Origin of the sequence: Amycolatopsis circi, assembly GCF_003385235.1 — a bacterium.
GTDB classification, from domain to species: domain Bacteria; phylum Actinomycetota; class Actinomycetes; order Mycobacteriales; family Pseudonocardiaceae; genus Amycolatopsis; species Amycolatopsis circi.
Genome location: NZ_PQIA01000204.1, coordinates 1 through 11,451 on the forward strand (window position 1 = coordinate 1; position 11,451 = coordinate 11,451).

Below are 11,451 nucleotides of genomic sequence, written 5' to 3' on the forward strand. Positions count from 1 at the left end.
AGGTGTGTGTATTGTTTTAGAGGCAGAAGACGGCGGAGGAGAGCGGCGTCGGTAACGGGAGGTGGGAGATATGTATAAGGGACGGTACTAGGTGAAGGTGGGTGGGGGGGTCTCGTGAGTGTTTATGCCGGTTCTAACCGGGATAAACACTCACGACGGGGTCAGGGCTCGCGGTGCACGGTGCGGCGGCGCACGCGCCAGCCGTCGGCGGTGCGCACGAGTTCGTCGTCCAGCACGGTGAGCCGGTGCAGTCGCGGGGAGCCGCCTTCCGGTGTCCCGACGATCTGCAGATAGGCGAGCGCTCGCAAGGCATCTGCGGACTGTCCTAACCGGACCTCCACTGTGGACACCACGTGCCGCAGCTGTTCGCCGGACTCCGCGCACCCGGCGTGGAACCGCTCGGCGAACGCGGTCAGCGCGGCCGTGCCGACCGCGGGTTCCGGATAGCTGGGCGAGACGAACTCCCCGTCCGGGGTGAACGTGGCAGCCCAGCGCGCGGCCTGCCCGGAGTCGATGGCGTGGCTCTGGCGGCCGTAGAGCTGATGCACCGCCAGCACGTCCTCGACGGGGACTTCGCTCATGTCAGGGACCTCGATCCGCAGGGAGTTGCCTCGAGCGGCAAACGTGCTATATTCGCACGCACCGTGCGATATGTAGGAACAGTAGGTCGCCGGACAACTGTCGTCAAGGGAGTCGTGTGTCCGAATCGGGGACGTCGAAGACGCTGAGCCACGGCCTTCAGGTGCTGGAGCTGCTGGTCGAGCACCCGCAGGGGCTCACGCTGACCGAGATCGCCGAGGGCATCGGCGTGCACCGCACGGTCGCGCACCGCCTCGTGCGCACGCTGGAGGCGCACCACCTGTGCCGACGCGACCGGTTCAAGCGGATCTCGCTCGGCACCGGCCTCGTGCGCCTCGCCGAACCGGTGGAACAGGACCTGCGCACGCTCGCGCGCCCAGTGCTGGAGGAATTGTCGGACGCCGGTCGCGCCTCGGCGCACCTGGTCGTCCGCGAAAGCGCCGAGCAGGTGCGGATGCTGATGATCGTGGAACCGCGCCTGGCGCGGATGCACGTGTCGTTCCGCAGCGGCCAGCTGGACCCGATAGGCCGCGGATCGGCCGGGCTCGCGTTGCTTTCGGCCGAACCGCCGGTGGAGGGAGAGAGGGAGGAGATCACGCGCGCCCGGACCCGGGGTTATGCGGTGTCGGTGGGGGAGATCGCGCCGGGGATCACGGGGATTTCCGCGGTGGTGCCGACTGGCCGTGACGCACCGGGCACGAGCATCGGCCTTTCGCTGTTCGAAGCCCCGGACCCGGACGAGCTGGGCCGCTTGGTGGTGGCCTCCGCGCAGCGCCTGGGCTCGCTGCTGAAATGACCTACCGGCCGACGAGCCCGGCCTCGTGCGCCAGCAACCCGGCCTGCGTACGGTTCGTGCAGTCGAGCTTCACCAGCATCCGCAACACGTAGCTCTTCACCGTCGCCTCCGCCAGATGCAACCGGCCGGCGATGTCCGCATTGGACAGTCCTTCGCCCAAGCACGCCAACACATCCCGCTCCCGATCCGTCAACCCGGCGGTCCGGCGGCGGGCTTCGTCGTCACGCCGATGGCCTTCCGACGACAGTGCGACCAACCGGCGCGCGGCCGACGGCGAAAGCACCGTGTGCCCGTCCGCGGCAACCCGAACCAATCCGATCAGGTCCTCCGGCGGCGTCGACTTCACCAGAAACCCGGCCGCGCCCGCGCGGAGTGCGCGGATGACGTAGGTATCCGCGTCGAACGTCGTCAGCGCGACGACCGCGGGCGGTTCCGGCAGCGCGCAAATCCGCTCGATGGCGGTCAGCCCGTCGACGCCGGGCATCCGCAGGTCCATCAGCACCACCGAAGGCCGGTGCCGGACCACTTCCTCGACGGCCTCCGCGCCGTCCTGCGCCTGCGCGACCACCTCGATGTCGCCGGCCGAACCGAGGATGGTGCGCAGATGCGCGCACACCATCGGCTCGTCGTCGGCCACGACAACCGTGATCACCGGGTAGCACCTTCCGTGGTCGGGACGTAGGCGGGCAGTATCGCACCGATCCGGAATCCGCCGCCGGACACCGGGCCCGCCTCGAAGGTCCCGCCGACGAGTTCGACCCGCTGCCGCAGCCCGCTTAGCCCCGCGCCCGAGCCGCTGCCCGCGAGCGTCGCGTCCGGCGGCTTAGCCGAGCGGGTGTTGGCGACGGCCACGTCCAGCCCTCCCGGGTGGTAGCGCAGCGAAACCGTCGCCGAGCAGCCGGGCGCGTGCTTGCGGATGTTGGTGAGCGCCTCCTGTACCACGCGATACGCGGTGCGCGCGACGGTCGGCGACACCGAAGTCCGGTCGCCGGTCACGGAAAGCTCGGTCGCGATGCCGACCGCGACCGATTCGGCGACCAGGTCCGCCACCTCGCCGGGCAGCGGCGGATTCGGCACCGGCGGTTCGATTCCGGTGCCGTTCCGCAGCACGCCGACCAGGTCGCGCAGTTCGTCCAGGGCGTGCGCACCCTCGCGACGGATGTCCTCGGCAGCCGACTTCACCGACGGATCCGGCGACGTCACGCCGAGCGCACCCGCGTGCAGCACCATCAGGCTCAACCGGTGCGTGACGACGTCGTGCATCTCGCTCGCCAGCCGTCTCCGCTCGGCGGTCAGCGCCTGTTCGGCGAGCAGATGTTGCTCGCGTTCCGCGCGTTCGGCCCGGTCGCGCAACGAACTCAACAGCTGCCGCCGCGCCTCGAAGTACAACGCCACCGCCACCGGAAGCGCGGTGCTCAGCAGCCCGAACGGCGTCGTGTTCCAGGCCGGGTTCCACGGTCGCGTCGCCAGCAGCGCCAGGACTCCGGCGATCCACAGCAGCCGTCGCCGGTCCAGTTGCCGGACGAGCTGCGCCAGGACGATCGGCGTCATCGTGGGGACGGTCATCAGCGTCGGCTGGTCGGTCGGCACGAGCAGGCCGGGGGAGAAGAGGTCGGACGCCAGCATCGCCAGCGAGGCCACGATCAGCAGTCCGGCCACGCCGTTCGGGAAGCGCGCCAGGAGAAGCAGGGACGCGTCGCAGACGAGTTCGAGAACGAGCGTCGCGTACGGCCCGAGGAATCCGGTCGTGGGCCCGGCGGCGAGGAAAAGCCCGAAGTCGAGGCAGGCGAACGCCAGCGCGGTGCCGCCCAGCCAGAGCCAGTCGGTCGACCGCGGCCAGGAACGGCACGTGCTGGTCACCCGGCCACGGTATCCGCTCCCCGACCGCGTCGCGCCGGATTGTCACCGCCCGGGTGGCGGACTACCGCCGAAAGTTGCGGCCTAGCCGGGAATGATCCACTTTCGTCGCTTCGAGTCGCTACCGAGCACGCTTACCCCGCACCCGCCCGGCACGGTGGACTCGATGCCATGACGAGCGAAGGAATCCCGCGGTTCGCCCGGCTGCCGGTGCTGGCGGTCGCGGCGGGCGTCGTCGCGCTGCTGGTGGCGACGAGCACCCGGTACGCGCACGGGTTCGACGAGCTGTACTTCCTCGTGGCTGGTCGAGATCACCTGGCCTGGGGGTATTTCGACCAGCCGCCGCTCGTCCCGCTGCTGGCCGGCGCACTCGACCAGTGGTTTCCCGGCTCGCTGGTCGCGTTGCGCTTGCCGATGGCGCTCGCGGCCGGCGCCGGGGTCGTGGTGACCGCGCTGACCGCCCGCGAACTCGGCGGCGGCCGCGGGGCCCAAGTGATGGCGGCGGGCGCGTACGCGACTTCGGGGCTGATCATCATCAGCCACTGGGTCGCCACGTACGCGCTGGATCCGTTCTTCTGGACGCTCGTGGTGTTCCTGCTCGTGCGCTGGACCCGGACCCGCCGCGACGGCCTTCTCGTGTGGGCCGGAGTGGTCACCGCGGTGTCGCTGGAGACGAAGTTCCTGATTCCCGCGTTGTGGGGCGCGGTGCTGGTGTCCGCGCTCGTCCTCGGACCGCGGAAGCTGGTGTCGCGGCCGAAACTGTGGCTGGGCGCGCTGATCGCCGTCGGGGCCACCTTGCCGACGTTCTTCTGGCAAGCCACGCACGGCTGGGCCTACACGCGGATGGGCGAAGTTGTCGCGGCCGAATTCCCCGGCTACCTCACCTTCGCGCGCGACGGTTTGCTGGGCGCGGGAATGGGAATCGGCGTGCTGGCGCTGCTGTACGGGATGTGGCGGCTGCTGCGTTCGCCGGACCTCGTGCCGTACCGGTACCTCGCGGTGGCGCTGCTGCTGGTAGTGGCGGTGATCATCGGGACGTACGGCCGCTCGTACTATTTGATGAGCCTGTATTCGCTCCCGTTCGCCGCCGCCGCGACGGAGCTTTCGCGACGAAACCTGGTGCGCTGGTGGAAGATTCCGGTCGGGATCGCGTTCGTGCTGTCGGCCGCGGTCACCATCGCCGGACTGCCGGTGTGGCCGGCTTCGATGAAAGCGACGTCGTTCGGGCCGTTCTCGCTCGGCACCGTCTTCGCGGCAGGAGAGACCGCGCAGCAACAGGTGGCGGACGGCGTCGGACAGACGTATCAGTCGCTGCCCGAATCGGTGCGCCGGGAAACCGCGGTATACGGGGAAATCTACCCGTTCGCCGCGGCCGTGGAGTACTACGGCCCGCGGTACGGGATCAACGATGTCTACAGTGGACACCGAGGATACTGGTACTTCGACCGGCCGCCGGATTCGGCGAGGAACGTGCTTTTCGCGGGCTTCGACCCGGCGTTGCTGAGACCGTACTTCTCTTCGGTGACCGAAGTGGTGCCCGGGCTGATGTGGCTGTACACCGGGCGGAAGCAATCCTGGGAAAAGATCTGGCCAGAGGTGAAGAAACAATGAGCGATTCCCTGCCCGCGCGAGCGTATTTTCTCGCCTGCGACCCCGGCGGCGGCTCGGTCTCCCGCCGTTCCCGCGCGGCCCTGCTGGTCCGCGCGGCCGCGGTGACCGACCTGGTGCTGCGCGGAAACCTCCGCGACCAACGCGGCCACGCCGAACCGACCGGCACCGCCCCGACCGGCGACCTCCTGCTCGACGATCTGCTCGCCGACGTCCGCGCGCACAGCCCGGCGTCCTGGCGTGCGTTGCTGCGGCGCGGGAAGAACGACACGCTGCAGTCGCTGGAAACGCAACTCTCCGCGGCGGGTTTGCTTGAAGAAGGCAGCAGTTCGGTCTTGCGCCGCAAGGTTTTGGTGCCTTCCGACCCTGCACGTGTCCGTGACGTCCACGCGCAGCTTGACCACGCCTTGACCGCACCACTGTCCGAAGTGGACGCACCAACCGCGGCGTTGGCAGCGCTCGCTGCGGCCTCTGGGGCGGGGATGTCCCGGTCGGACGCGCGGCACCACGCCGAGCGCCTCAAGGACCTGGAGAAGCTCGCCGGACCGGTCGTTCCGGCGCTGCGCAAGGCAGTAGCGGGCCGACGGGCGGCACGGATCGCCGCGTTCTCCGGCGGTTCCGGAGGGTGAGCCGGACCAGTCGGTCAGCCGAGGGGGCTGACCGACGGTTCGGCCGCCGCCGAAGCGCCGACGTCGTACCGTGGCGGACATGACCACCTTCGCCGCGTTGCATGTCCCAGGTCGTCCGCTGCTGCTGCCGAACGTCTGGGAGTTCGGTTTCGCCGCCGCCCTCGCCCACGCGGGCCACCCGGCAGTCGGCACCACGAGCCTCGGCGTCTCGGCCGCCGCCGGGCTCGCCGACGGCGCCCCGGACTCCCGTGCCGCGACCGTCGCGCTGGCGAAATCGCTGGCACTGCTGGACATCCTGGTCAGCGTCGACCTCGCCGACGGATTCAGCACTGACCCCGCCGAAGTAGCGGACCTCGTCGCGGAACTCGCCGACGCCGGGGTAGTGGGGATCAACCTCGAAGACGGCCGGGCCGACACCCTCGCTCCGATCGTCGTCCAGGCCGCGCTGCTGGCCAAGGTGCGCGAACGAGTCCCGGGCATGTTCCTCAACGCCCGCACCGACACGCATTGGCTCGGCACCGGCCCGGTCGCGGACGCCGTCACCCGGGCCCGCGCGTACGCCGACGCTGGCGCCGACTGCGTCTTCGTCCCCGGCCTGCACGATCCCGCGGACGTGACCGAGTTGGTCGAAGCGGTCGAAGTACCGGTGAACCTCCTGCACCTGCCGGGGAAAGCCACTTTCTCCGAATTGGCTTCTTTAGGCGTGGCAAGGGTCAGTCTCGGCTCGACTCCTTACCGCGTAGCGCTTTCCGCCGCACTGGCCACAGTGGATTCCGTACGGGAAGAGACGGAACTGCCGATGAAACCGCCGTCATACGGTGATATCACGGCGTTGCTCCCGTAATCTGGGCGACATGATCTTCGGAGGAAACACCGACTTCGCTGTCCCCGCCGGATACCTCAACACGCCCAGCATCGGGATTCCGCCCACACCGGTGGCGGACGCGGTCGAGGCCGCCGTCAGCCGGTGGCGCACCGGACAGGACACCCCGTCGGACTTTGACGAGCCGGTATCCCGTTCCCGCAACGGATTCGCGCGGCTGGCCGGAGTTCCGGCGGAACGGGTGGCGATCGGCGCGTCGGTGTCGCAGCTGGCGGCGAACGTGGCCGCCGGGCTGGCTCCGGACGCTCGCGTTCTGGTCGCCGAGAACGAATTCACCAGCGTCACGTTCCCGTTCGCGCAGCGGGCGAACGTCACCGAAGTGCCGCTCGCGAAGCTGGCGCAGCACGTCGAGGGGCACGACCTCGTCGCGGTCAGCCTCGCGCAGTCCGCCGACGGCGCGCTCCTCGACACCGCCGCGCTGCGGGCCGCCTCCGAAGCCGCGGACGTGCCGGTCCTGATCGACGTCACGCAAGCCGCGGGCTGGCTTCCGCTGGACGTCGCGTGGGCGGACTGGATCGTCTGCGCGGGCTACAAATGGCTGTTCTCGCCGCGCGGCTGCGCCTGGCTCGCCGTGCATCCGCGAGCGCACGAACGGACCCGTCCGGTCGCCGCGAACTGGTACGCCGGCGACGATCCGTGGTCCTCGGTATACGGAATGCCACTGCGCCTGGCCGGGAACGCGCGCGGGTTCGACCTTTCGCCGGTGTGGCTGTCGCACGTCGGCGCAGCGGAAGCGTTCGATTACTTCGCGTCACTGGATGTCGCCGCGGTGCGCGAACACAACGCCGGACTGGCCGATTCCCTGCGCGCAGCAGCGGGACTGGAGCCGCAGGGGAGCGCGATTGTGGCGCTGGAAGCCGATCCGGCGCGGATCGCCGACGCCGGGATCGTCGCGAGCGTCCGCAACGGGCTCGTCCGGGTCGGTTTCCATCTCTACAACGGCCCTGACGACGTCGAACGCGTGCTGAAAGCATTGGGCTGAGCGTCTGGGCTCAGGGCCGGGGAAGCGGTGAACTACGGTGGTCGCGTGTCGCACCCGCACTTCACCCCCGGCCCCTCGGACACGGCCCCGATCCCGGCCGTGCCCGCGCACCCGGGTCCGCCGCCGTCCGGCCAGCCGCGCAACCGCGCTTTGCTGCTGCGCGGCGCCGGGCTCGTGGCGATCGCCGTCGTGGCCGGGCTCGTCTGGTACCTGATCCGGCACGACAGCACGCCTGCCGAGCCGGTCGCCGAACCCCCGGCGACCACGACGAAGCCCGCGTTCGACTACAAGCTGGCCGAGGGGCCGGTCAAGGCGACCGACTGCGCCGCCAACGCCTACACCGACGCCAAGAAGTTCTTCCAGGACAACCCGTGCAAGTCCTTGGCGCGGGCGCTGTACACGGTGCAGTCCGGGGACGCGAAGGCGCTGGTGTCGGTCGTGCTGGTGACGATGCCCGACGCGGCGAAGGCGACCGAGCTGAAACAGCTCACCGACCGGGACGGCACCGGCAACGTGAGCGACCTGGTCCGCGACGGCACCTTCCACGACACCGACGCCCCGAAGCTGAGCGGCGACCAGGCCGAGTACGACTCGAAGGCCAGCGGAGCCGAGGTGACGATCGTGCTCACCGATTTCTACTACGGCCACCACGACAAGCAGCTGCTGAACCGGATCGCGAAGAACGCGCTGAAACTGTCCGGCAAGCTCCGCTGAGGTCCTCGTGAGTGCGTATCCCGGTTAGAACCGGCATACGCACTCACGAGGACCTACGCGGGCTGCCCGGGGAGGGCAACGGCAGCGGGCTTCTGACCCGCTTCCTGCCGCCAAGGCATCGCGCGCCGCGAAGCCGCCACCAACGCCTGCAGCGCCATCCCGCGCAGCCCCGAATCGTCGGTATGCGTAAGCACGGCAAGCCAAGCCGCCGCCGTATCCGCCTCCGCGCTGGCCACCAACGCAGCAGCCGAAGCAGTGTCGGTGACCGGCTTAGGCGGCACGTACGCGGCTTCCGGCGCAACCGGCGTACCCGAAGCCGAAGTGATCATCTGCGTCACCACATCGCGGCGCGCGGTGTGCTCCGCACGCCCGGCCTTCACCGCGTCCCCGAAATCGCCCGGCAGGAACGCCGTCACCAGCCCGTACACCCACAACGACGCGTGCTCCGCAGCCAGCGCCTTCTGCAGCGAATCCACCGAGTCCTTCGGCACCGACGACGGCGCGGCCGCGGCCTTCGCGTCGGCTCCCGGCCCGAGTTCCGGCGCGACCCGCTGCAGCCCGGCGCACCCGGCGGCCACCGACGCGACGAGACCGGCCCGGTACGCCGGCAGCGCGGGCACCAGGTCCTCGGCCTGCTTGCGCGCGGCGGCCAGCCGGTCCTTGAACCCGCCCAGCTCGGCGGGCGCGGGCGGGACGTTCGCGGCCTGCTTGGGCCGGTTCAGCCGGTCCACCTCGGCCTTCAGCGCGGCCGCCTGCGCGGCTCTGGCGTCGGCGACCTGGCCGGCCGCGTCGCCGCCGGCCGGCAGCTTCCTGGCCGCGGCGGCGTCCGCCTCGGCCATCGCCAGCAGCGGGGCCAGCGGATCGGGGGCGTCGTCGTAGCCGCCGGAACAGGCGGCGAGCGGCACAGCCGCGGCGACAGTGGCGCTCAGTGCGCCCAGACGCAGCACGGCGCGCCGGGAGAGGTCTGCGGTCACGTCGGCCCATCCTGCCAGGCCGCCCGGGTGCGCCGCCGCTCGCGCGTCCCGGCGGGGGCGCAGGATAAGCTTGACCTCCACTGACCAACAGGCCGAACAGGAGTGCTCCACGTGCCCAACGAACTCGCCAGCCGGCTGGAGCCGATAGTGGCCGAAGCCGTCACGACCGCGGGTTTCGACCTCGACTCGCTCGAGGTGCAGCAAGCCGGACGGCGACAGCTGGTGAAGGTGGTCGTCGACTCCGACGACGGCGTCGGGCTGGACGAGGTCGCCGAGGTCAGCCGCACCGTCTCGGCCGCACTCGACGAGAACGAGCACGTGCTGGCGAGCGCCTACACGCTCGAGGTCACCTCTCCCGGCCTCGACCGGCCGCTCACCCAGCGGCGGCACTGGCGGCGCGCCCGGTTCCGCCTCGTCAAGATCACGCCCGTCGAGGGCTCCGCCTACCTCGCCCGCGTCGGGCACGCCGGCGAGAAGAGCGTGCGCGCGCTCGTGGACGGCCGGATCAAGGACGTGCACTACCAGTCCGTCGCGAAGGCCGTGGTGGAAGTCGAATTCAAGCAACCGCCCGCCGAAGAACTCAAACAGCTGACCGTCGACGAAGCCGCCGGGAACGACAAGGACAAGAAGGAGGAGTCGAAGTGAACGTGGACATCGCCGCGCTGCGGGCGATCGAACGGGACAAGGACATCCCCTTCGACACGGTCATCGAGGCCATCGAGACCGCGCTGCTCACCGCGTACAAGCACACCGAGGGCCACCAGCCGCACGCCCGCATCGACATCGACCGCAAGACCGGCCTCGTCCGCGTCCTCGTGCACACCCTCACCTCCGAGGGCGAGGTCGACGAGGAGTGGGACGACACCCCCGAGGGCTTCGGCCGGATCGCCGCCACCACCGCGCGCCAGGTCATCCTGCAGCGGCTGCGCGACGCCGAGCACGAGAAGACCTACGGCGAGTTCTCCGCCAAGGAGGGCGAGATCGTGGCCGGCGTGGTGCAGCGCGACGCGCGCGCCAACGCCCGCGGCATGGTCGTGATCCAGGTCGGCGACACCGAGGGCGTGCTGCCGCAGGCCGAACAGGTCGCGGGGGAGTCCTACGAGCACGGCACCCGGATCAAGGCGTTCGTGTTCGGGGTGTCGCGCAGCAACCGCGGCCCGCAGATCATGCTGTCGCGCTCGCACCCGAACCTGGTGCGCAAGCTGTTCGCGCTGGAGGTCCCGGAGATCGCCGACGGCACCGTCGAGATCGCCGCGGTCGCCCGCGAACCGGGGCACCGGTCGAAGATCGCCGTGCGCTCCACGATCGCCGGGGTCAACGCCAAGGGCGCCTGCATCGGCCCGGTGGGCGCGCGCGTGCGCAACGTGATGAGCGAGCTGGCCGGCGAGAAGATCGACATCATCGACTGGTCCGACGACCCGGCCAAGTTCGTCGGGAATGCATTGTCGCCGGCGAAGGTTGTTTCGGTACGTGTCGTGGACGAGCGGGCCAAGACGGCGAGGGTCGTCGTGCCGGACTTCCAGCTGTCGCTCGCGATCGGCAAGGAAGGCCAGAACGCCCGGCTGGCGGCCCGGCTCACCGGCTGGCGGATCGACATCCGGAGCGACGCGGCGCCCGCCGAGCCGGCCGAATCCGCCGAGGGTGAGCAAGACCACGCCGGCCAGGCGCGGCCCGCCGCGGCAACCGGTTCGGCCGACTGAAGGTGCAGGCGCTAGACTCGACAACGGTTCAAGACCCGCGAAGGGCTACTGGGGACACCCCCGACCTCCAGCGTCACCGGCAGTCACCGGTGCGCACGTGTGTCGGCTGCCGGAAACGGGACTTGACCGGCGAACTGCTGCGCGTGGTCGCGGCGGACGGGCGGCTGGTCGTCGACGAACGTCGGCGGCTGCCGGGCCGGGGAGCGTGGCTGCACCCCGGAACGGACTGCCTGGCCAAAGCCGAGCGGAAGCGGGCGTTCCCCCGGGCTCTCCGGAGCCAGGGCGCGCTCGAGGCCGCGGGGCTGCACGACCACGCGGCGTTCGCCGCGGACGACGACGCCGGGACCAACCCGGGGTCGCGAGATACAAGGAAGCAGGTCGACCCGTCATGAGTCAGCCGTGAAGCTGAAGCCATGAACGCGCGACGATAAGGACGAGGTCAGCGGGTCCCCGCCTGGCCTCCCCTAGATGAGGAGAGCTGTGCCAGGCAAGGCCCGTGTACACGAGCTCGCTAAGGAGCTCGGCATCACCAGCAAAGAAGTTCTCGCGAAGCTCAAAGAGCAGGGCGAGTTCGTGAAGTCCGCGTCGTCCACCGTCGAGGCGCCCGTCGCCCGCCGGCTCCGCGACGCGTACCCCGCCAAGGGCGGGAAGAAGCCCGGCCCCACGCCGGGACCGCGGCCCGCTCCGGCGGCCCCGAAACCGCCCGCCCCCCAGCAGCAGAGCGCTGCC

The 11,451-nt window shown here is 70.4% G+C and carries 14 protein-coding genes; 10 read left to right on the top strand and 4 right to left on the bottom strand.

The genetic code is table 11. From position 1 onward, the window contains the following. Window positions 1-161: 161 nt before the first annotated feature. A complete protein-coding gene (locus tag D0D37_RS43665; RefSeq protein ID WP_116206437.1) occupies window positions 162-581 on the bottom strand; it encodes a nuclear transport factor 2 family protein in 420 nt (139 codons plus the stop codon). A gap of 116 nt (window positions 582-697) precedes the next feature. On the opposite strand from D0D37_RS43665, the gene D0D37_RS43670 reads away from it, so the two are divergent. Beyond that, the gene (locus tag D0D37_RS43670; protein ID WP_116206438.1) at window positions 698-1,375 is read left to right on the top strand and encodes an IclR family transcriptional regulator; all 678 of its coding nucleotides are present in this window, start codon (window positions 698-700) and stop codon (window positions 1,373-1,375) included. Between the two features lies 1 nt (window position 1,376). Here the strand turns inward: D0D37_RS43670 and D0D37_RS43675 are convergent, their stop codons facing one another. Then, window positions 1,377-2,027: a response regulator gene (locus D0D37_RS43675; protein WP_116206439.1), complete on the bottom strand. Its 651-nt coding sequence runs from the start codon at window positions 2,025-2,027 to the stop codon at window positions 1,377-1,379. After that, window positions 2,024-3,235, bottom strand: coding sequence for a sensor histidine kinase (locus D0D37_RS43680; RefSeq protein WP_116206440.1), 1,212 nt, complete (start codon window positions 3,233-3,235; stop codon window positions 2,024-2,026). The genes D0D37_RS43675 and D0D37_RS43680 overlap by 4 nt, the downstream gene beginning before the upstream one ends. A gap of 168 nt (window positions 3,236-3,403) precedes the next feature. Between D0D37_RS43680 and D0D37_RS43685 the strand changes: the two genes are divergently transcribed. The 5 genes from D0D37_RS43685 (at window position 3,404) to D0D37_RS43705 (ending at window position 8,048) form a co-directional block, all read left to right on the top strand. Then, window positions 3,404-4,843: an ArnT family glycosyltransferase gene (locus tag D0D37_RS43685; RefSeq protein ID WP_116206441.1), complete on the top strand. Its 1,440-nt coding sequence runs from the start codon at window positions 3,404-3,406 to the stop codon at window positions 4,841-4,843. After that, entirely contained in the window at window positions 4,840-5,469 is a 630-nt protein-coding gene (locus D0D37_RS43690; RefSeq protein WP_116206442.1) for a GPP34 family phosphoprotein, read from the top strand. The genes D0D37_RS43685 and D0D37_RS43690 overlap by 4 nt, the downstream gene beginning before the upstream one ends. A 79-nt stretch (window positions 5,470-5,548) precedes the next feature. Beyond that, window positions 5,549-6,313 (top strand): isocitrate lyase/PEP mutase family protein, encoded by a 765-nt coding sequence (locus D0D37_RS43695; protein ID WP_116206443.1) that lies wholly within the window; start codon window positions 5,549-5,551, stop codon window positions 6,311-6,313. A gap of 10 nt (window positions 6,314-6,323) precedes the next feature. Continuing rightward, complete coding sequence (locus D0D37_RS43700; RefSeq protein ID WP_116206444.1) at window positions 6,324-7,334, top strand: aminotransferase class V-fold PLP-dependent enzyme; 1,011 nt, start codon at window positions 6,324-6,326, stop codon at window positions 7,332-7,334. 45 nt (window positions 7,335-7,379) lie between these two features. Then, a complete protein-coding gene (locus tag D0D37_RS43705; RefSeq protein ID WP_116206449.1) occupies window positions 7,380-8,048 on the top strand; it encodes a hypothetical protein in 669 nt (222 codons plus the stop codon). A 53-nt stretch (window positions 8,049-8,101) separates the two neighbouring features. On the opposite strand, the gene D0D37_RS43710 is transcribed toward D0D37_RS43705, so the two are convergent. Next, window positions 8,102-9,022, bottom strand: a complete 921-nt coding sequence (locus D0D37_RS43710) for a ferritin-like domain-containing protein (RefSeq protein ID WP_162834769.1) — start codon at window positions 9,020-9,022, stop codon at window positions 8,102-8,104. A gap of 111 nt (window positions 9,023-9,133) precedes the next feature. On the opposite strand from D0D37_RS43710, the gene rimP reads away from it, so the two are divergent. From rimP to D0D37_RS43730, 4 genes are all read left to right on the top strand, one after another. After that, a complete protein-coding gene (gene rimP / locus D0D37_RS43715) occupies window positions 9,134-9,667 on the top strand; it encodes a ribosome maturation factor RimP (RefSeq protein WP_116206446.1) in 534 nt (177 codons plus the stop codon). Beyond that, entirely contained in the window at window positions 9,664-10,722 is a 1,059-nt protein-coding gene (gene nusA, locus D0D37_RS43720) for a transcription termination factor NusA (RefSeq protein WP_116206447.1), read from the top strand. The genes rimP and nusA overlap by 4 nt, the downstream gene beginning before the upstream one ends. A 122-nt stretch (window positions 10,723-10,844) precedes the next feature. Further along, window positions 10,845-11,114, top strand: coding sequence for a YlxR family protein (locus D0D37_RS43725; protein ID WP_425267037.1), 270 nt, complete (start codon window positions 10,845-10,847; stop codon window positions 11,112-11,114). Window positions 11,115-11,202: 88 nt separating this feature from the next. Next, a partial coding sequence (locus tag D0D37_RS43730) for a translation initiation factor IF-2 N-terminal domain-containing protein (protein ID WP_162834772.1) occupies window positions 11,203-11,451 on the top strand: 249 nt, incomplete at its 3' end.

Bases quoted from the DNA above. Each gene is read 5' to 3' on its own strand.
- D0D37_RS43665 (WP_116206437.1), bottom strand. From the start codon at position 581: ATGAGCGAAGTCCCCGTCGAGGACGTGCTGGCGGTGCATCAGCTCTAC.
- D0D37_RS43685 (WP_116206441.1), top strand. From the start codon at position 3,404: ATGACGAGCGAAGGAATCCCGCGGTTCGCCCGGCTGCCGGTGCTGGCG.
- D0D37_RS43690 (WP_116206442.1), top strand. From the start codon at position 4,840: ATGAGCGATTCCCTGCCCGCGCGAGCGTATTTTCTCGCCTGCGACCCC.
- D0D37_RS43695 (WP_116206443.1), top strand. From the start codon at position 5,549: ATGACCACCTTCGCCGCGTTGCATGTCCCAGGTCGTCCGCTGCTGCTG.
- D0D37_RS43700 (WP_116206444.1), top strand. From the start codon at position 6,324: ATGATCTTCGGAGGAAACACCGACTTCGCTGTCCCCGCCGGATACCTC.